The 18,161-nt window shown below is 72.1% G+C and carries 18 protein-coding genes; 10 read left to right on the forward strand and 8 right to left on the reverse strand.

Going from position 1 to position 18,161, the window contains the following annotated elements; all coding sequences use genetic code 11:
• Window positions 1-5: 5 nt before the first annotated feature.
• The 3 genes from ML5_RS22375 (at window position 6) to manD (ending at window position 1,821) form a co-directional block, all read left to right on the forward strand.
• A complete protein-coding gene (locus tag ML5_RS22375; RefSeq protein ID WP_225319635.1) occupies window positions 6-227 on the forward strand; it encodes a hypothetical protein in 222 nt (73 codons plus the stop codon).
• A gap of 131 nt (window positions 228-358) precedes the next feature.
• A complete protein-coding gene (locus tag ML5_RS32425) occupies window positions 359-529 on the forward strand; it encodes a hypothetical protein (protein ID WP_013287071.1) in 171 nt (56 codons plus the stop codon).
• A gap of 83 nt (window positions 530-612) precedes the next feature.
• The gene (gene manD, locus ML5_RS22380) at window positions 613-1,821 is read left to right on the forward strand and encodes a D-mannonate dehydratase ManD (RefSeq protein ID WP_013476277.1); all 1,209 of its coding nucleotides are present in this window, start codon (window positions 613-615) and stop codon (window positions 1,819-1,821) included.
• A gap of 10 nt (window positions 1,822-1,831) precedes the next feature.
• Here the strand turns inward: manD and ML5_RS22385 are convergent, their stop codons facing one another.
• The 6 genes from ML5_RS22385 to ML5_RS22410 are packed head-to-tail and all read right to left on the reverse strand — an operon-like array spanning window position 1,832 to window position 9,694.
• The gene (locus ML5_RS22385) at window positions 1,832-3,943 is read right to left on the reverse strand and encodes an alpha-glucuronidase (protein ID WP_013476278.1); all 2,112 of its coding nucleotides are present in this window, start codon (window positions 3,941-3,943) and stop codon (window positions 1,832-1,834) included.
• Window positions 3,940-4,629 (reverse strand): DUF624 domain-containing protein, encoded by a 690-nt coding sequence (locus tag ML5_RS22390; protein WP_013476279.1) that lies wholly within the window; start codon window positions 4,627-4,629, stop codon window positions 3,940-3,942. Before ML5_RS22390 ends, ML5_RS22385 begins: the two co-directional genes overlap by 4 nt.
• Entirely contained in the window at window positions 4,626-6,149 is a 1,524-nt protein-coding gene (locus tag ML5_RS22395; RefSeq protein WP_013476280.1) for a xylan 1,4-beta-xylosidase, read from the reverse strand. The genes ML5_RS22390 and ML5_RS22395 overlap by 4 nt, the downstream gene beginning before the upstream one ends.
• A 6-nt stretch (window positions 6,150-6,155) precedes the next feature.
• Window positions 6,156-7,799 (reverse strand): extracellular solute-binding protein, encoded by a 1,644-nt coding sequence (locus ML5_RS22400; protein WP_013476281.1) that lies wholly within the window; start codon window positions 7,797-7,799, stop codon window positions 6,156-6,158.
• A 42-nt stretch (window positions 7,800-7,841) separates the two neighbouring features.
• Window positions 7,842-8,768, reverse strand: a complete 927-nt coding sequence (locus tag ML5_RS22405) for a carbohydrate ABC transporter permease (RefSeq protein ID WP_236619270.1) — start codon at window positions 8,766-8,768, stop codon at window positions 7,842-7,844.
• Window positions 8,765-9,694, reverse strand: coding sequence for a sugar ABC transporter permease (locus tag ML5_RS22410; RefSeq protein WP_013287064.1), 930 nt, complete (start codon window positions 9,692-9,694; stop codon window positions 8,765-8,767). Before ML5_RS22410 ends, ML5_RS22405 begins: the two co-directional genes overlap by 4 nt.
• A 67-nt stretch (window positions 9,695-9,761) precedes the next feature.
• On the opposite strand from ML5_RS22410, the gene ML5_RS22415 reads away from it, so the two are divergent.
• From ML5_RS22415 to ML5_RS22425, 3 genes are all read left to right on the forward strand, one after another.
• Window positions 9,762-10,787: an acetylxylan esterase gene (locus tag ML5_RS22415; RefSeq protein ID WP_013476283.1), complete on the forward strand. Its 1,026-nt coding sequence runs from the start codon at window positions 9,762-9,764 to the stop codon at window positions 10,785-10,787.
• 42 nt (window positions 10,788-10,829) lie between these two features.
• Window positions 10,830-11,870 (forward strand): DUF4034 domain-containing protein, encoded by a 1,041-nt coding sequence (locus ML5_RS22420; RefSeq protein WP_013476284.1) that lies wholly within the window; start codon window positions 10,830-10,832, stop codon window positions 11,868-11,870.
• A gap of 147 nt (window positions 11,871-12,017) precedes the next feature.
• Window positions 12,018-13,154, forward strand: coding sequence for a hypothetical protein (locus tag ML5_RS22425; protein WP_013476285.1), 1,137 nt, complete (start codon window positions 12,018-12,020; stop codon window positions 13,152-13,154).
• Between the two features lie 61 nt (window positions 13,155-13,215).
• Here ML5_RS22425 and ML5_RS22430 read toward each other — a convergent pair whose 3' ends face one another.
• Entirely contained in the window at window positions 13,216-13,764 is a 549-nt protein-coding gene (locus ML5_RS22430; RefSeq protein WP_013476286.1) for a TetR/AcrR family transcriptional regulator, read from the reverse strand.
• Window positions 13,765-13,870: 106 nt separating this feature from the next.
• On the opposite strand from ML5_RS22430, the gene ML5_RS22435 reads away from it, so the two are divergent.
• Together ML5_RS22435 and ML5_RS22440 are read left to right on the forward strand one after the other, a co-directional pair.
• Entirely contained in the window at window positions 13,871-14,284 is a 414-nt protein-coding gene (locus tag ML5_RS22435; protein ID WP_013476287.1) for a nuclear transport factor 2 family protein, read from the forward strand.
• On the forward strand, window positions 14,281-15,129 hold the full coding sequence (locus ML5_RS22440; protein ID WP_013287058.1) for an oxidoreductase: 849 nt from the start codon (window positions 14,281-14,283) through the stop codon (window positions 15,127-15,129). The genes ML5_RS22435 and ML5_RS22440 overlap by 4 nt, the downstream gene beginning before the upstream one ends.
• A gap of 19 nt (window positions 15,130-15,148) precedes the next feature.
• Here the strand turns inward: ML5_RS22440 and ML5_RS22445 are convergent, their stop codons facing one another.
• A complete protein-coding gene (locus ML5_RS22445; protein WP_013476288.1) occupies window positions 15,149-16,054 on the reverse strand; it encodes a helix-turn-helix transcriptional regulator in 906 nt (301 codons plus the stop codon).
• Between the two features lie 166 nt (window positions 16,055-16,220).
• Between ML5_RS22445 and ML5_RS22450 the strand changes: the two genes are divergently transcribed.
• Window positions 16,221-17,078: an SDR family NAD(P)-dependent oxidoreductase gene (locus ML5_RS22450; RefSeq protein ID WP_013476289.1), complete on the forward strand. Its 858-nt coding sequence runs from the start codon at window positions 16,221-16,223 to the stop codon at window positions 17,076-17,078.
• Between the two features lie 130 nt (window positions 17,079-17,208).
• Window positions 17,209-18,156 (forward strand): hypothetical protein, encoded by a 948-nt coding sequence (locus tag ML5_RS22455; protein ID WP_013476290.1) that lies wholly within the window; start codon window positions 17,209-17,211, stop codon window positions 18,154-18,156.
• Window positions 18,157-18,161 lie beyond the last annotated feature (5 nt).

The raw sequence follows: 18,161 nt of genomic DNA on the forward strand, positions 1-18,161 counted from the left end.
AGCGCATGGTCGTCCAGCGGATCACCGCCGGCCTGCTGTTGCTGATCGGGTTTCTGGCGATGGCGGCCTCCCACACCTTCCCGTTCCTCGACGATCTCTCCGAACCGGCAGAGTCGGCGGTCGCGATCGGGGGCGCGGCGTGCCTGCTGGCGGGGGTGTGGCTGTGGTTGCGCAAGCCGGCGGACCGGTCGTCCGCGCCCTCGGCCGGCGACGGTGAGAGCCCGTGACGGCGCGCGGATCGGAGCCGGGAAAGGGCCGGCGCTCGCGGTGACACGTCCGCCCGCCGCTCACTCCGGCGGGCGCCGCCCGTCGTCGTGCTCGACGGGCGGTCCCGGCTGAGGCGTCGGATACTGAGCCGATGACCAACCCCGACCTCGATCCCGAGGTGTACCCGCCGATCGACCCTCGTGAGGACGTGCCGGACGACCCCGGCGAACTCCTCCCGGACACGCCCGGTGAGCTGCCCGAGGCACCGGTCGAGCCGATGCCCGACGACGGGGAGCCCGGGGGCGTACCCGAACCGGCCTGACCGGCCGGCACCGGGGCACCCGACAGATCGACGATGATGGATAATCCTGTGGTGACCGGCGCGCCGACCGCAGGGGAGACCGGATGAGGATCGTCGACGCCCGGGTGATCGTGACCTGCCCCGGCCGGAACTTCGTGACCCTGAAGGTCGTCACCGACGCCGGCGTCACCGGCGTCGGTGACGCCACCCTCAACGGCCGGGAACTCGCAGTCGCGTCCTACCTGCGTGACCACGTCGTGCCGCTGCTGATCGGGCGCGACCCGGCCCGGATCGAGGACACCTGGCAGTACCTCTACCAGGGGTCGTACTGGCGGCGCGGGCCGGTCACGATGAGCGCCGTCGCCGCCGTGGACACCGCGCTGTGGGACATCAAGGGCAAGGTCGCCGGGCTGCCGGTCTACCAGCTGCTCGGCGGCCGGTCCCGCGAGGGCGTGACCGTGTACGGGCACGCCAACGGCGAGACCGTCGACGAGGTGCTGACCGAGGTCGCCCGCTTCGTCGACCTCGGCTACCGCGCGGTCCGGGTGCAGTGCGGTGTGCCCGGCCTGCCCCGGACGTACGGCGTCAGCGCCGACAAGATGTTCTACGAGCCCGCCGACGCTGCGCTGCCGACCGAGGCGACCTGGTCGACCGAGGCCTACCTGGCCCACGTGCCGGGCGTGTTCGCCCGGGTCCGCGAGGAGTTCGGGCCCACCCTCCGGCTGCTGCACGACGTGCACCACCGGCTCACCCCGATCGAGGCGGCGCGGCTCGGCAGGAGCCTGGAGCCGTACGCGCTGACCTGGATGGAGGATCCCGTCCCGGCGGACCTGCAGGAGGGTTTCCGGCTCATCCGGCAGCACACCACCACGCCGATCGCGGTCGGCGAGGTCTTCAGCAGCATCTGGGACGCGGCCCAGCTCATCCGGGAACAGCTCATCGACTACGTCCGCACCACAGTGGTCCACGCCGGCGGGATCACCCACCTGCGACGCATCTTCGACCTCGCCGCGCTGCACCACGTCCGCAGCGGCTCGCACGGGGCCACCGACCTGTCCCCGGTCTGCATGGCCGCCGCGCTGCACCTGGACCTCGCCATCCCCAACTTCGGCCTGCAGGAGTACATGCGGCACACCGAGGCGACCGACGAGGTGTTCCCGCACGGCTACCACTACGACGGCGGCTACCTGCATCCGGCCGAGACTCCGGGACTCGGTGTGGACATCGACGAGCAGGCGGCGGCACGCTACCCGTACGCGCCGGCCTACCTGCCTGTGAACCGGCTGACGGACGGCACCGTGCACCCCTGGTGAGCGCGCCGGTTCAGTGGATGCGGCGACCGTGCGCGTCCGGCACCCCGGACTTGCGGAAGAAGTAGGTGTTGATCTGGTCCCGCCACTCGACGGCGCTGCGGAACTGCTCCTCCAGGCGCTCGGCCACCCGGTCGTGGACGGCCGGGTCGACCGCCCCGGCGACGAGCCGCCACCGCTCCCGCATCGCCGCCACCTCCTCGACCCCGGCGAAGTGCGTGTCGTAGATGTGCTGGATCACGGTCCGGCCACTGTGCAGCACGTGCCGGTACGGGACGTGATGGAAGAACAGCAGCAGCTCGTCGGGGCAGCGCTCGCGTGACTCGTACACCTCCGACCACGGCGGCGGGTACTGGCCGGTGAACCCGGTCCCGGTCGCCCGGGTCCGGTCCACCCCGACGCCGTCGCGGTCGGCGAAGTGGTACGTGCCCCACGGGGTGTACTCGTAGCCGTCCACGTCCGGGCCGTAGTGGTGGCCGGGCCGCACCATGAAACCGACGCCGAGCGGGGCGGTGTAGCGCTCGTAGGTGCGCCAGGAATCGTCCATGACCGCGTGCATCGTCCGCCGCAGCGCTTCCGGATCGCCGGTGGTGACCGGCAGCCAGGTCAGGTCGATCCACTCGTCGAGGATCGCGGCAGGATCCAGCAGCGGATCCCAGGCGAGCCGGCCGAAGGCGTACAGGTTCGCCTGCGCCAGCGGGTGCCCGGTCCAGAACGGGTCGTCGCCCACGTTGGCCACTGCCACCAGACCGCCGCCGGTGCCCGCCCGCCCGGCCGCCACGTCGGCGATCGTGCCGCCGGCCGCGCCCCGGGGCCGGAACCGCAGCACCTCACTCCACCAGGGCGCGAGGTAGCAGACGTGCCGCTGCTGGCCGGTGTACTCCTGCGTCGCCTGCACCTCCACCGCCAGCCGGGTGGCCGGCATCGCGGCGAGCACCGGGGACACCGGTTCGCGTGTCTGGAAGTCGATCGGGCCGAACTTCACCTGGAGGGTCACGTTGTCGGCGAATCGTCCGTCCAGCGGCGCGAAGTGGTCGTGCGCGGCCCGGGACCGGTCGGTCGACCGGTCCCGCCAGTCCTGGTGGTGGTCGTAGACGAACGCCCGCCAGCGCACCACGCCTCCGTGCGGGGCGAGCGCGTCGGCGAGCAGGTTCGCGCCGTCGGCGTGGTCGCGCCCGTACGCGAACGGGCCGGGCCGGCCCTCGGAGTCGGCCTTCACCAGATAGCCGCCGAAGTCGGGGATCCGCCGGTAGACCCGCCGGGTGGCGGCGGCCCACCAGGCCCGTACCCGCTCGTCCAGCGGATCGGCCGTGGGCAGGCCGCCGAGGACCACCGGGGCGGCGAAGGTCACCGACAGATGCACCCGGATGCCGTACGGGCGGAGCACGTCGGCGATCTCCGCGACGTCGCCGAGCCGGTCGGTCAGCAGCCGCGCCTCGGTGTCGTGCACGTTGACGTTGTTCACCGTGACGGCGTTGACGCCGCAGGAGGCGAGCAGGCGTGCGTAGTCGCGGAGCCGGGCGGTCTCGTGCCGGGCGGCGCCGTCGCGCCAGAACAGGGAGCCGCCGGCGTAGCCCCGCTCGACCTGGCCCGACACCGGGTGTACGGCCACGTTGTCCCAGTGGTCGAGCATCCGCCGGTCCAGTGCCGGTCGGTGCCGCCGCGCCGGGAGGTCGTCGTCGAAGGCCGCCGCGCCGAGCCGGACCACGTGGAACATCCCGTACAGCAGGCCGGCCGGCGCGTCGGCCAGGACCACTGTCACGTCGTCCACCCGCGCCAGCAGGTACCCCTCGTCGCCGAGGGAGCCGTCACCGGTGCCGTTCACCGCCGGTGTCGCGCCGAGCCGGGCCGTCTCGGCTGCCGCGTTCGGCACCGGGCCGACCCCGCGCAGGGCCAGCACCAGGTCGGCGTCGACCTGCCACGGCGGACCGTGCCAGAGCCGTCCGCCGTACCGGCCGCAGGCCCGGCTCACCTCGTCGAGGACCGTGTCGACCAGCGGCCCGTCGCCGTGCACCAGCACCCCGCGGGAGCCGAGTTCGCGGAACGCCGCGGGCGGGAGCCAGGCGGCGTGCCAGGCCGACTCGCCGGCGTCGGCAGACGCCCGGCCGGTGACCGGAACGCTCATGCGGTGAACTCCGCCCGGATCTCGTCGATCATCGGGTCGCCGATCCGCAGCAGTGCCAGCACCAGGAGCGCGGCGAGCAGGGCGAGTACCGCCTCGGAGAACACCGCTGTGACGCCGCCGACGGCGGCCAGCAGCACGACGTTGCCGACTGTGACGCCGGGCTTGCGCGCCACGTAGTAGACGGCGAGCCGGAGCACGTCGCGGGTGCGGAAGGTGAACAGGGAGACGATCACCAGCGCGTTGACCCCGACCAGGATCACCCCCGCCCCGACCACGACGAGCGGCACTGCCCACCAGCCGGGGACGGCGGCGGCGGGCAGGTTCGCCAGGTTGACAGCGATGACTGCGAGCCACAGCAGCGTCGGCGCCCAGACGCGCAGCACGCCCGCCAGGTTGGCCCGGTAGGCCCGGAGGAACGTGGCGGCGGGACGGAGATCGGTCAGGTCGGGGCGTTGGTGCCGCAGCGTGTGCAGCGCGGCCGAGACGGCCGGACCGAGCGGCAGCGCGGCGGCGGCGACCAGCGGGAGGTTGCTGCTGTCACGGTCGAGCAGCACGAGTACGGCCAGGCCGGGCAGCGTGCTCACCAGGAGCAGCAGTTCCACCACGAGCAGGATGTGGACCCTCGCGGCGGCCCGCAACAACGGCCCGTCGCCGAACTCCCGCAGCCCGCCGGTCGCGCCGGTCACTGCCGGTCCCCGGGCGGGTCGAGCAACCTGTCGTCCCACCACGGCGGGGTCTCGTCCACGACCGGCGTCAGTTCGGCGAGGGTCACCTCGTGCCGGGTGAGGACGAGGTCGAGGTCGGCCCGCCCGGCCGCGACCGGCACTGCGCGATGGGTACGGGCCGGCTCGGCTGCTTCCCGCAACGCGTCGAGCTGCCGGGGCCGTGGCGAGTGCGGGCTGCCCATCTCCCGCCAGGCCGCCCAGGCGTTGCCGGCGTCCTCGCTCACCGACGAGCGGAGCAGGAACGCCGACACGGTGCCCGGCGGGCCGATCGGGACCGACAGCGACAGGGTGTGCCGCTCGGGTGCCGGTTCCCGGCCGGTGACGTCGACCGGGGCCCAGGCCAGCACCGCGACCCGGCCGTCGGGGTGCCGGGTGACGAGGTGGTCCGGTCCGCGCGCGAGCACCTCGTCGCCGAGCCGGGCCATGAAGGCGTACAGGTGGTAGGTGGGTTTCTTGATCTGCCGGTGGGTGAGCAGGCCGAAGCCGCCGTGCAGCGGCGCGGTCGGCACCCCCTCCTCCTCGAACACGTCGCTGAAGGTCCAGTAGGAGAAGGAGTCGACCAGGTCCCCGCCGCCGGCCAGCACCGGGGCGAGGTAGGCGGCGTGGAAGGCCGTGTCGTGGATCGGGTTGTCCGGCCGGTAGGAGGAGTTGAACTCGGTGATGTGCACCGGGAGGTCGGCCAGCGCGGTGCCGGCCAGGTGCCGGCGGGGCGCGGCGAACTGTTCCAGCAGGTCCGCGGCCGGGGCCAGCGTCTGCCGGGTGCCGAACGGCAGGTGCCGGGCCGGGCCGGAGGTGTAGGCGTGCCGGCTGACGAAGTCGACAGGCACGTCGCGGTCGGTGACGAACTCGGCGAACGGCTTGAGCCACTCGTCGGCGCCGGGGGAGAGGGCCGGGCCGCCGACCTGGAGCGACGCGTCGACGTCCTTGACGGCGTGCGCCGACACCTCGTACAGGCGGTGGTAGGCGTCCTGGTCGGCGCCCTGCCAGAACGCCGTCAGGTTGGGCTCGTTCCACACCTCGACGGGCCAGCCGCGCACCTCGTCGAGGCCGTACCTGTCGACCAGGTGCGCCACCGTGGCGCGGACCAGGTCACCCCATTCGGTGTACGACCGGGGCGGCGTCACGTTGCCCCGCCACCAGAACACCGTCTGGTCGCCGGAGGCGAGCGCCGAGGGCATGAACCCCAGCTCCACGAAGGGCCGGACGCCCATCGCGAGGTAGGCGTCGACGACCTGGTCGACGTAGGTGAAGGCGTGCCGCACCCGGCGCTTGCCCTGGTACGAGTAGGGGCGGTGCACGCCGGCGCCGTCGCTGAGCAGCCCGTGCCCGCGGATGTGCCGGAAGCCGATGTCCCGCTGCACCAGAGCCAGCGAGTCCTGATAGTCGCGTCGCAGGGCCAGGTCGAACCGGCCGGTGCCCACGCAGGTACGCCAGGCGTCGGTCAGCCGGCCGATGGGCCGCTCGGGAACGGTGCCGCGCATCGCCGGTCAGCCGTGGCTCTTGCGGTACCGCTCGTACGCCTTGTTGACCAGGTCGGTGTAGGCCTGCGCGTTCTTGCCCTTCAGTTCCGAGACGTAGGCGTCCCACTCGCTCAGCGGCCGCTGGCCGAGGGCGAACTTCAGCGTGTTCTGGGTGACGTGGTCCTTCAGCGCGGTCGCCCACAGCGTCGTCTGCTCCCGCTCCTCATCACTGAGCGGCGCGGGCGGCGGAGTCACCCAGGGCGCGGGCTTGCGGGCGTTCATCTCCTTCTGGAACTCCAGCTCCTCGGGCGAGAAGAACGACTGCACCAGGTCGAGCTTGCCGCCGTAGGCGAAGACGCCGTTGTAGAAGCCGAAGTCCTTCTGCAGGTGCTTGCTGCCCTTGGGGTTGAGCCCGATGACGTTGACGTCCGGGGCGAGGGCGCGCTTGCCCGAGGCGTCCTTGGCGTACGTGGTTCCCTCGACGCCCCACTTGGCGAACTCCTGGCCGGCGTCGGAGTACCAGAGCCAGTCGACGAACTGCATCATGGCCACGAAGTTCTTGCCCTCCCGGGCCTTGCTGGAGATCATCACGCCGTTCTCCAGCCGGCTCGCCGCGTTGACCGGGCCGGCCGGCCCGACCGGGAAGAGGATCTTGCCGAGCCGGGCGTTCGGGTTGATCTTCGCGATGTCCGGGCGGTAGTCGTTCACCAGGGTCTGCGCGTTCGTGCTGATCACGAACGACTTGCCGCTGGCGAGCTTCTGCCGGGCCTGGTCGTCGGTCTGGGTGAACGTCTCCGGGTCGAGCAACCCCTCGGCGACCAGCTTGTGGAGATACGCCACCACCTGCCGGTAGCCGTCCGAGGCGCCGGTGAAGACGTACTTCCCGGCACCGGCGTCCCAGCTCGTCGGCTGGTAGTTCCAGCCGGCGCCGGGCAGGCCGTGTGCCAGGGCGAGCATGTTCAGCAGGTTGCCGGCCGGGTTGGGCTTGCCGAACCGGTCGGAGAACGGAATGACGTCCGGGTGGGCCGCCTTCATCGCCTTGAGCATGGCGTACACCTCGTCCCAGGTGGTGGGGGACGGGATCTTCAACTGCTCCAGCACGTCGGTGCGGACCGCGAGCGTGTAGTCCTGCCAGGGCTTCTCGTGCAGGCCGGGCAGCAGGTAGAACTTCCCGTCCTCCTGCCGCAGCGTGTCCATCTCCGGCTGGAGTCCCCACCGCTCGATCTTGTCCTTGAAGTGCGGCATCAGGTCGAGGTAGTCGCTGACCGGCAGGATGGCGCCGGACGAGACGTACGAGCTCTCCTGCGGGTGGTAGGTCTTCGGGATGATCAGCGGGGCGTCGCCGGAGCCGACCAGCACGCTGCGCTTCTGCTCGTAGTCGCTCAGCGGCACGGCGACCGGGTCCAGCTTGACGTTCGTCCGCCGGGCCAGCTCGGCCCAGAACAGCCACTCGGGCTTGAGCGGGTAGTTCGGGTGGTTGTTGTAGAGGATCGAGAACGTGACCGGCTCGGTGGCCTTGAACTGGTCACCGATGCCGTACTTCTCCATCGCGCCCGTACGGTTGCGGTCGAGGTCCTTCTTGTCCGGGGTGTCGTCGCCGCAACCCGCCAGGGCGACGACGGCGGCCGCGCCGCTGGCGAGCAGTACCTGGCGCCGGGACAGCTGGGCCATGGATTCTTCCTTCCGGTGGTGGGGTGGTGGTGCGGGGGGCGGCTATCCCTTCACGGCGCCGAGCATGATCCCGGAGACGAAATAGCGCTGGATGAAGGGATAGACCGCGAGGATCGGCAGGATCGTCAGCACGATCGTCACGGACTGGATGGTGGCGGCGGACTGGACGACGTCGCCGGCGCTGCCGAGGCCGCCGCCGGTCTGCGTGGCGTCGGTCGCGCCCGCGATGAGGTTGCGCAGATAGACGGTCACCGGGAGCAGGTCCTGGCGGTCCATGTAGAGGAACGCGGCGAACCACGAGTTCCAGAACGAGACGGCGTAGAACAGCACCATCGTGGCGACCATCGCCTTCGACAGCGGCAGGACGATCCGCAGCAGCGTGCCGTACGTGTTCAGCCCGTCGACGGCGGCGGCCTCCTCCAGCTCGACCGGCAGGCTCTCGAAGAACGCCTTCATGACGAGGAGGTTGAACACGTTTATGGCGTTGGGCAGGGCGATCGCCCACACGGTGTTCTTCAGTCCCAGGCTGGTGACCAGGACGTAGTTGGGGATCAGGCCGCCGGTGAAGAACATGGTGAACACGGCGATCCCGACCAGCGCGCTCCGGCCCCGCAGGTGCCGCTTCGACAGCACGTACGCGTAGCAGGTGGTCAGCACGACGGAGATGAGCGTGGCGACCACCGTGTAGAAGACGGTGTTGCGGTAGCTGATCCAGAACGTCGGGTCCGACGTCACCACGCGGTACGCGGTGAGGTTGAACCCGCGCGGCACCAGGTTCACCTCACCCGCGACGATGTACGCGTTGTCGCTGAGCGAGCGGGCCACGATGGTGAGGAACGGATACAGGGTCACCACCACGACGCCGGTCAGCACGACGGCGTTGACGACCTGGAAGACCCGGTAGCCCGCTGTCGGCCGGGGGCCACGCGGGCGGACCGCCGGTGCCCGCGTGCGGGCGCGCGTGCTCACCACAGGCTCGTCCCCACCGTGCGGCGGGAGATCGCGTTCGCCGACAGCACCAGCGTCAGCCCGATCACGGACTCGAACAGGCCGATCGCGGCGGCGTAGCTGAGGTTCCCGGAGACGATGCCCACCCGGTACAGGTAGGTCGAGATCACGTCCGCCGTCGGGTAGGTGAGCGGGTTGTACAGCAGCAGGATCTTCTCGAAGCCGACGGCCATGAAGGTGCCGATGTTGAGGATCAGCAGGGTGACCATCGTCGGCCGGATCCCCGGCAGCGTGACGTGCCAGGTCTGCCGCCACCGGTTGGCGCCGTCGATGCGGGCCGCCTCGTACAGGTCGCCGTCGACGGTGGTGAGCGCGGCGAGGTAGAGGATGGTGCCCCACCCGACGGTCTGCCAGACCTCGGAGGAGACGTAGATCGTCCGGAACCACCCGGCCTGCTGCATGAACGGGACCGGCTCACCGCCCACGGCACGCACCATCTGGTTCACGGTGCCGTCCACCGACAGCAACTGGAGGACCATGGCGGCCACGATCACGATCGACAGGAAGTGCGGCAGGTAGGACACCGACTGGACGAACCGCTTGAGGGCGCGGTTGCGCACCTCGTTGAGCAGCAGCGCGAGCACGATCGGCAGCGGGAAGCAGAACAGCAGGGTCAGCGCGCCCAGGACGAGCGTGTTGGTGAACACGCTCCAGAAGGTCGGGTCGGTGAAGAACAACCGGAAGTACCGCAGCCCGGTCCAGTACTCGCCGAAGATGCTGCCGCCCGGCTGGAAGCGCCGGAACGCGATCACGTTGCCGAGCATCGGCAGGTAGCGGAACGTCAGGAAGAACAGCAGCGGCAGGACGGCGAGCGAGTAGAGCTGCCAGTCCCGGCGCAGGGCCCGCCGCCAGGGCGTACGGCGACTGCGCGGGGTCGGGGCTGCCAAACTCGTCCTCCCGCCTGACCGTCGGCCGGAACTTTCCGGTAATACGTCGTAAGCCTTTCGGAAATTTATGGGTATCGTTGTCAGCGTGTCAAGAGCGTCGATTGATATCTCCCTCGACCGGCTCCGCCGCTACACACCGGCCGTTGTCGAGCCCGCCGACTTCGACCGGTTCTGGCGCGCCACCCTCACCGCCGCCGCGGCCACCCCGGTGCTCGTCGACGTCCGTCCCGAACCCACCGACCTGCGGTTGGTCGACATGTGGGACGTGACGTTCGCCGGGTACGCCGGCGAACCGGTCCGGGCCTGGTACACCCGACCCGCCGACGTACCGGCGCCGCTGCCGGCAGTGGTGGAGTACCCCGGCTACGGACGCGGCCGGGGCCTGCCGGGCGAGCGGCTCACCTGGCCCGTGGCCGGTTACGCCCACCTGCTGGTGGACAACCGGGGACAGGCCGGCCTGTACGGCCGCGGCGACACCCCGGACCCGCACGACGCGCCCGGCGGGCCCAGCCCCGCCACGCGGGGGATCCTGTCCCCGGACGACTACCACTACCGCCGCCTCATCACCGACGCGGTCCGCGCGATCGACGCCGTCCGCGTCCTGCCCGGGGTGGATCCGGCCCGCGTCGCCGCGGTGGGCAACAGCCAGGGCGGTGGACTCGCGCTCGCGGCGGCGGGCCTCGTCGACGGCCTTGCCGCGCTCCTGGTCACCGCCCCGTTCCTGTGCGACATCCAGCGCGCCATCGAACTGACCGAGGCCTCCCCGTACGGCGAGATCGCCCGCTACCTGGCGGTGCACCGCGAGGCCGAGGAGCCGGTCCGGCGCACGCTGTCCTACGTCGACGGCGTGACCTTCGCCCGGCGGGCCACCGCCCCGGCGCACTTCGGGATCGGTCTGCGGGACGACGTCTGCCCGCCGAGCACCGGGTTCGCCGCCTACAACCAGTACGCCGCCGCCGGCTCGACAGCGCCGCTACGGGAGATCCACACGTACCCGTTCAACGGCCACGAGGGCGGGGAGGCCGTCCACGTCCGGCGGCAGCTGCGCTGGCTCGACGCGGTGCTCCGCCCCGCCGGGACGGCAGCCGGCTGACGGGCTCACCGGCGGGGCCCGCGACATCTACCATCCCTGATCATGATCTCGACCGTGTGGCGGGTACTCACCCGCCAGATCGACCCCAACCCGGCGCAGGACGACGCCGTGCTGCGCGAGGCGTGCACGCAGGCGCGGTACGGCTCCGACATCGGACCGGCCCGGACGGCGCTGGTCGCCACCCGGAACGACTACGACCGCCGGGCCCGGTACGTCCGCGTGCTCGCCGAATCGACAGCTCGCGGGCTGGGATCGCGGATCGACCGTACGACCGGCCGGGTCGACACCACGGACGCCTGGACCGATCGCTGGGCGTCGCGCGCGCCCGCGGACCCGGATGCCCAGCTCGTCCGTGCCCGTTCCCTGATGACACGGGCGTGGGAGGTGCGCGGCGGCGACTGGGCCACCGGCGTACGCCGGGAGCAGTGGGTCGAGTTCAGCCGCCTGCTGGACCTGGCCCGGCAGGTGAACGATGTCGCGATGCGGCTCGCGCCGGACGACCCCACGCCGTGGGCGCACCGCCTGGACCTCATGATCGACACGAGTGCGCCACTGGAGGACGTCGAGGAGGCGTGGCGTGAGCTGACCAAGCGGGATCCCGGGCACCATCTGGGCCACGTGCTCCGGCTGACCTACCACTGCCGGAAGTGGAGCGGCTCGCACGAGGCGATGTTCGGCTTCGCCCGCTCGGTCGCCGCCACGGCTCCTACCGGCTCACCACTGCTCGTGCTGCCGGTTCGGGCCGCCGCGGAGTGGGCGCTGTGGGAGCAGGATCGCGAACCCCACGGCGGTACCCCCGACGAGATCGGCGAGCGGTGGCGACAGGATCCGGTCATGCAGGCGGATCTCGACAACGCCCTGTCCCGGTGGTTCCACCAGCCGGCGACCCGGCACGCCGCCTGGCTCGACGACGCGAACTTCCTGGCGTACGGGCTGGTGCGCACCGGCCGCGCCGCCGAGGCCGCGCCGGTGTTCGCGTCGATCGGCCGGTACATGACCGGCGTTCCGTGGGGCTGGTGGGGCGACGAGCGGGGTGACGCCGTCTTCCTCCGAGCCCGTCGCCGCGCCCGCCGCGCTGCCTGACGGCGGGCGGCACCGTTCCGGCCACAGTCGATTCCCCCTCGGAGGGACCGTTCTTACCACTCCCTTACGGGACAGCAGCCGGGCACGCGCGCAGCTTCGCGGAACGCGATGCTGAGGTCCGACCACCGATCGGGGAAGAGGGCCACCATGGGATCACTGGCACGGTACGGGCTGTCGGTAGCGACGGTCTCCACTCTGACGGCAGGTGTACTGCTCCCACCCGTCACGCCGGTCGCAGCCGCGGCCCCTTCGACGTGGACGGCGACGATCCCCGCGCTGATCCACGAGAGCCGGCTGACCGACGTGGCCGCCACCGGCCCGAACAACGCCTGGTCCGTCGGCTACCAGGCGTCGACCTACACGGGGTACTCGATCGACCAGCCGTACGCGCTGCTGCGGTGGAACGGGCGGACGTGGACGGAACGGCGGCTGCCGCACCAGGCGTATCTGCTGTACAAGGTGGACGCGGCGAGCGCCCGGGACGTCTGGACGGTGGGCTCCCGGCGCCTCGGCGAGTCGTACGCCGGGCATTTCGACGGCACGACCTGGACGGCGCACGCGCCGTGGCCCGCCCCGGCCGGGACCGCGGAGCTGCTGGACGTGGCCGCCACCGGCGGCGGACGGGCCGTGTTCGTCGGCCACGACGGTGGCCGGCCGCTGGTCGTCGAAGGCGACACCGGTCAGTTCGGCCGGGTCGCGGTGCCGGGAACCGATGGACTCAACGGCATCCTGCGGGCTGTCTCGCGCACTCCGGACGGTGGCGTGTTCGCCGCCGGGGAACGGTACGTCGCCGACGCGCCCTACCCGGAGCCGATGATCGCGCAGCGCGTCGGCGGATCGTGGCGGGTGGCGCCGCTGCCGTCGATCCCGAGCGCCCGGCTCACCGGCGTGTGGGCCCGCTCGTCGACCGACGCCTGGGCGGTCGGCACCCAGGACTACGACTCCGCCCCCAAGCCGGTCATCCTGCACTGGGACGGCCGGACGTGGCAGCGGGTGGCCGGACCGGCGTCGGCCGGCTGGGTGTACGCGGTCGCGGGCGACGCGAACGGCAACGTCTGGATCAGCGGCACGAACCCGATCCCGCCGTACGTCGAGTACCCGGGCACGCTGCTGCTGCGCTACACCGGCGGGCGATGGAGCGTCGCGTACGGGCCGAAGGTCGAGGGTAACGATCCGAGCCTGGACGCCCTGGCCAACATCCCGGGGACCGCGTCGTTCTGGGGGAGTGGCACGGTGTCGACAGCCGGGCTCCGCCTCACCGCCGTGATCGAGCGGACCAGGTGAGGGCAGGGGCGTGAGCGCGGCACGGCTCACGCCCCACCACCCTGGCACCCGTCGGGTAGGACTACCGCCCGGAGGTCAGCACCGACCGGGTCAGTGCGGTGAGCCCGGCATCCCAGCGCTCGTCGGGCCAGTCGCGAAGATGCTCGACGAGATCGCTGCGCACCGCGGCCAGCAGGGCGTGGGCGAGGAACTCCGCCGACTCGGGGCCCCGGGCCTCGGACACGATGGCGGTCAGCGTCGCGTGCCACTCCTCGTACGACTCGTTGCGATAGGGGCTTCCGCTTCCCGCGTTCTCCAGGGCCAGCGTGAGGACGCGGTTGGCCCGCTTGAACCGGACCAGTTCCCGCAGCAGGTGCAGGGCGCGGTCCGCCGGCGAGTCGCCGGGCGGGCTCGCCGCGAGTGACGCCTGAAGCTGTTCGCCGCGCGTGCCGTAGAGGGCGCGGACGAGGCCCAGCCGGTCGCCGAAGTGGCGGAACAGCGTGCCCTTGCCCACGCCGGCGGCAGCGGCGACGTCGTCCATGGAGATCCGGTCGGGGTCGTTCGCCGCCTCGAACAGCCGATCGGCCGCGGCGAGCACCGCCTCCCGATTCCGCGCCGCGTCAGCCCGCACTCCTGCCCCCTCTCGCAAACGGACCGCTAGTCCGCTATGGTGAAGCGGACCGGCCGTCCGCTTATCGTAGATCACCGCGGGCGGCCGCCGACAGGAAGGAACAGCAGTGCCGAGTACCGCCACCGATGTGTTCCACCAGGCCCTGGACCGTCTGCTCGCCAAGGACATGCCGGGCTTCATCGCCCTGTTCGCCGACGACGCCGTCATGGAGTTCCCGTTCGCGCCGGCCGGGCGGCCCAGCCGGGTGGCCGGCCGCGCCGAGCTGCACAACTACCTCATCGACTACCCGCGGACCCTGGACATCCGCGAGATCGCCGACGTCACTGTCCACCAGACCGCCGACCGGGAGGTGATCGTCGCCGAGTTCACCGCCACCGGCGTCGTCGTCGCCACGGGCGAGCCGTACCGGCTGCGCTACATCGCCGTCCTCACCATCAGGGCCGGGCGGATCCTGCGCTATCGCGACTACTGGAACCCGCTGGCCGTGCGGGAACTGTTCGGCGAGGGGGTGCGGGCATGATCCTCGTCGTCGGAGGCACGGGAACGACGGGCCGGCTCGTCGCCGCGAGACTCGCCGCCGCCGGCCGCCGGGCCCGCGTCGCCAGCCGCCGGGCGTCCGCCGAGGGCGTCCGCTTCGATTGGTACGACCGCAGCACGCACGACACGGCGCTGGACGGTGTGACAGCGCTCTACCTGATCGCGCCCCTCGGCGACGCCGACCCGGCGCCGACCATGCTGCCGTTCCTGGACCTGGCCCGGCGTGCCCGGGTACGGCGGGCCGTCCTGCTCAGCTCGTCGGCGATCGAGGCCGGCACGCCGGGACTGGGCGAGGTGCAGGCCCAGCTCGGCGAGATGATCCCCGAGTGGGCGGTGCTGCGACCGTCCTGGTTCATGGAGAACTTCGTCGGCGACCATCCGCACGCCGCGAGCGCCCGGGAGCGTGGCGAGATCGTCAGCGCCACCGGCGACGCCCGCGTGGGCTTCGTGGATCCGGCCGACATCGCCGAGGTGGCGGTGCGTGCCCTCACGGACCCCGCGCCCCACGACACCGAGCACGTCATCACCGGTCCCGAGCGGCTGAGCTACGCCGACGTCGCCGCCACGCTCACCGACTTCCTCGGCCGCCCGGTCCGGCACCGTGCGGTCGACGAGGACGCGCTCACCGCGTACCACGAGGCTCACGGCCTCGCGCCCGACTACGCCCGCTTCCTCGCGGGCCTGGACACGGCCGTCGCCGCGGGCTCGGAGGACCGGGTCACGACGACGGTCGCGGACGTGACCGGCCGGCCACCCCGGACGTTTCGGGACTTCTGCCGCGACCGGCTGGCCGGAGTCCCTCGGACCGCGGACGCCTCGCGGGCCTGAGATCGACGCGCGGCCGACGTCAGGACGGGTTCGGTTCGGTCCTGCTCGCGTCGGACAGCGGCGTGGACGAGGCTCTGCCGGGGGCCGGCGCGGTCCGGGCGGCTAGCGATCCCAGCAGGCGCAGGTTGTCGTACGACGGGCTGCCGGGATCGGTGGTGTAGAGGAACAGCGTCTGGTCCGGGTCGCCGGGCAGGACGAGGGCCTCGTAGCGGAGGGTGATCGGCCCGACCGCGGGGTGGTGCATCCGCTTGGTGCCGTGCGTGCGTTCGTGCACGTGGCGGCCGTTCCACCAGGCCCGGAACTCCGGGCTCTTGATGCTCAGCTCGCCGACGAGCTCGCTGAGCTGCGGATCGTCGGGATTGCGCCCGGCGTAGAGGCGCAGGGTGCCGACCACGTCGGCGGCCACCGCCGGCCAGTCCAGGAAGGCGTCGCGGGCGCCCGGGTCGAGGAAGACCCACCGGATGTAGTTGCGGTGCCGCGGCGGGAGCAGTGTCCAGTCGGTGAGGAGGGCACGGCCCAGGGCGTTCGAGGCGAGCACGTCCGTGCGCCGTCCGAGGATGAGCGCGGGGTGTTCGGTCATCGAGGCGAGCAGCTGGTGCATCGCCGGGCGTACCCGTTGGGCGGGCATCTGCCGGCTGCTGCGCCTCGCCGGCCGCGCGAGGTCGGCGAGGTGGGCGCGGGCGGCGGCGTCGAGCCGGAAGACCCGGGCCAAGGCGTCGACGACAGCGGCCGAAGGGCTGGTGTGCCGGCCCTGTTCGAGCCGGGTGTAGTAGTCGACGCTCACGCCGGCGAGCAGGGCCACCTCCTCGCGGCGCAGTCCGCGGACGCGGCGTCCCTGCGCCACGGCGGCGATGCCGGCCGCTTCCGGAGTCAGGTCGGCCCGGCACTGACGAAGGAATCGGCCGAGGTCGGAGTGTCCTGCCATGACCCGATGATCCGCCGCGAACGTCGTCCGCGACACCGCCTGGGTGGGTACGCCGTTCCCAGGCAGCGCTGGGCTCGTCCGGCTGTGTTCTCGGCCCTCCCTCGTACCCACGATGGAGTGGCGTCCCCGGCCGAGGACACGACGACACCGAGATCCGGGAGTTCCCATGCCCTACCCCACCGCAGGTCCGGCCACGTGGTTCGTCACCGGCACGTCCCGCGGCATCGGCCTCGAACTGGTCAAGCAGTTGCTGGAGCGGGGTGACGACGTCGCGGCGACGACCCGGTCGGCCGAGCGGCTCGTCGCGGCCCTCGGGCCGGTCGGCAGTGAGCGACTGCTTCCCCTCGAACTCGACCTGACCGACGAGGCCGCGGTGACGGCGGCCGTCCGGGCCACCACCGACCGTTTCGGCGGGATCGACGTCGTGGTCAACAACGCGGGGTACGGCTTCCTCGGCGCGGTCGAGGAGGCAGGCGACGCCGAGGTCCGGACGATGTTCGAGGTGCAGGTCTTCGGCGTCTGGAACGTGCTCCGCGCGGCCCTGCCCGGCATGCGCGCCGCCGGCAGCGGCCACATCGTCAACGTGTCCTCGATCCTGGGGCTGACCGCGTTCCCCGGCTGGGGCCTCTACTGCTCCGCGAAGTACGCCCTGGAGGGTCTGTCGGACTCGCTCGCGGCCGAGGTCGCACACCTCGGCATCAAGGTCACCGTCGTGGAACCCGGCTACACGCGTACCGACTTCCTTCGGACGTCCTCCCTCGGCCTGCCGGCGCGCACCACCGACGGCTACGAGGCGATCCGCGAGATGACCGAGGCGCACCTGGCCATGCCCGGCACCCAGCTCGGCGACCCGGTCAAGGCCGCGGCCGCCATCGTCGAGGTGGCCGTCGGCGGCAGGGCGCCGCTGCACCAGGTGCTCGGCTCCGACTCCTACGGCCTGGCCAAGGCGCGCGTGGCGGCGCTGCTCGCCGACATCGAGGCCGGCCGCGAACTCGCGCTCAGCACGGACGCCGACGAAGCCTGACCGCTTCGTCGACGGGCCGCGGCGTGCCGTCGCGCACCCGGACAGCTCGCGTCGGCCGCCTCCGGAGGCGGGCCGACGGTCGCACCGGCGCCGATCCGGCTCTGTCGGAGCCCGTGGCTATCCTTTCGCCGTGTCGTACGCCGATCTCAGTCTTGCCCAGTGGAACGATCTCTCCGACGGCGCTGCCGGCCGGCTCGCCCAGGACGTCGCCGCCCGGCACGAGCTGACAGTGGCCGGCCTGGGCGCCACGGCGTACGCGGGGCGGTCGCACCGGACTGCGCTGTTCGACCGGGGCGGGATGCGGTTCGCTCTCGTACCCGGCGGCCGGCCGACGCTCGGCTACGACGCGGCCCGCTTCCGGCCCGCGGCGCACCAGACCGCCGACTACGCCGACAGCGCCGCCGAGTTCGGCCTTCCGTCGCTGATCGAGTACGTCGACGCGATGACGTCGCCCGTACGCGACGTCGACATGCCGGCGATGCTGGTCGCGGTGGACGCGTTCGACCCGTGCGAGGTGCCGCTGGCGCCGGACGACCCTCGGGTGCGGGAGTTGGTCGCGTCGGTCGGGAACCGGTTCGGCGGGGTGCGCACCTTCCGGTCGGGTGACGGGCTGACTGTGGAGTTCGACCGGACGACCGGGCGGGTGGTGCGCGCCCGGGCGATCCGCGAGGTCTCGTACGACGAGGCGATGGCCGGGCTCGGGAGCCTCGGCGTGCGGACGACCACTCCGGACGAGTGGGAGTGGGCGTGCGGCGCCGGTGCGACGACCCTGTTCCGCTGGGGCGACGACTGCCCCGGAGACGGCTATCCGTACGACCACAGGACCGGCCCGCACCGGCAGGAGAACCTCTGGGGTCTGGCGATCGGGCAGGACCCCTACCGGCACGAGGCGACGACCGAGCGCACCGTCGTGTGCGGTGGCGACGGCGGCGGTGCCACCTGTGGCGGGAGTGGCTTCTTCCTGGGCTGGCTCACCCTCGCGACCGCGTACCGCGACGAGGATTTCGGCCGGTGGGTCGCCTCCGACGACGGATACGCCGACGAGATCCTGACCCGGCCCGTCATCGAGCTGGGCTGAGGCCC

The organism is Micromonospora sp. L5, from assembly GCF_000177655.2.
GTDB lineage: Bacteria > Actinomycetota > Actinomycetes > Mycobacteriales > Micromonosporaceae > Micromonospora > Micromonospora aurantiaca.

Excerpts from the sequence above, each read along its gene's own strand:
- ML5_RS22425 (WP_013476285.1), top strand. The coding sequence starts at position 12,018 with ATGGGATCACTGGCACGGTACGGGCTGTCGGTAGCGACGGTCTCCACT.
- ML5_RS22385 (WP_013476278.1), bottom strand. The coding sequence starts at position 3,943 with ATGAGCGTTCCGGTCACCGGCCGGGCGTCTGCCGACGCCGGCGAGTCG.
- ML5_RS22420 (WP_013476284.1), top strand. The coding sequence starts at position 10,830 with ATGATCTCGACCGTGTGGCGGGTACTCACCCGCCAGATCGACCCCAAC.
- ML5_RS22395 (WP_013476280.1), bottom strand. The coding sequence starts at position 6,149 with ATGCGCGGCACCGTTCCCGAGCGGCCCATCGGCCGGCTGACCGACGCC.
- ML5_RS32425 (WP_013287071.1), top strand. The coding sequence starts at position 359 with ATGACCAACCCCGACCTCGATCCCGAGGTGTACCCGCCGATCGACCCT.
- ML5_RS22415 (WP_013476283.1), top strand. The coding sequence starts at position 9,762 with ATGGGTATCGTTGTCAGCGTGTCAAGAGCGTCGATTGATATCTCCCTC.
- ML5_RS22450 (WP_013476289.1), top strand. The coding sequence starts at position 16,221 with ATGCCCTACCCCACCGCAGGTCCGGCCACGTGGTTCGTCACCGGCACG.
- manD (WP_013476277.1), top strand. The coding sequence starts at position 613 with ATGAGGATCGTCGACGCCCGGGTGATCGTGACCTGCCCCGGCCGGAAC.
- ML5_RS22445 (WP_013476288.1), bottom strand. The coding sequence starts at position 16,054 with ATGGCAGGACACTCCGACCTCGGCCGATTCCTTCGTCAGTGCCGGGCC.
- ML5_RS22440 (WP_013287058.1), top strand. The coding sequence starts at position 14,281 with ATGATCCTCGTCGTCGGAGGCACGGGAACGACGGGCCGGCTCGTCGCC.
- ML5_RS22400 (WP_013476281.1), bottom strand. The coding sequence starts at position 7,799 with ATGGCCCAGCTGTCCCGGCGCCAGGTACTGCTCGCCAGCGGCGCGGCC.
- ML5_RS22375 (WP_225319635.1), top strand. The coding sequence starts at position 6 with ATGGTCGTCCAGCGGATCACCGCCGGCCTGCTGTTGCTGATCGGGTTT.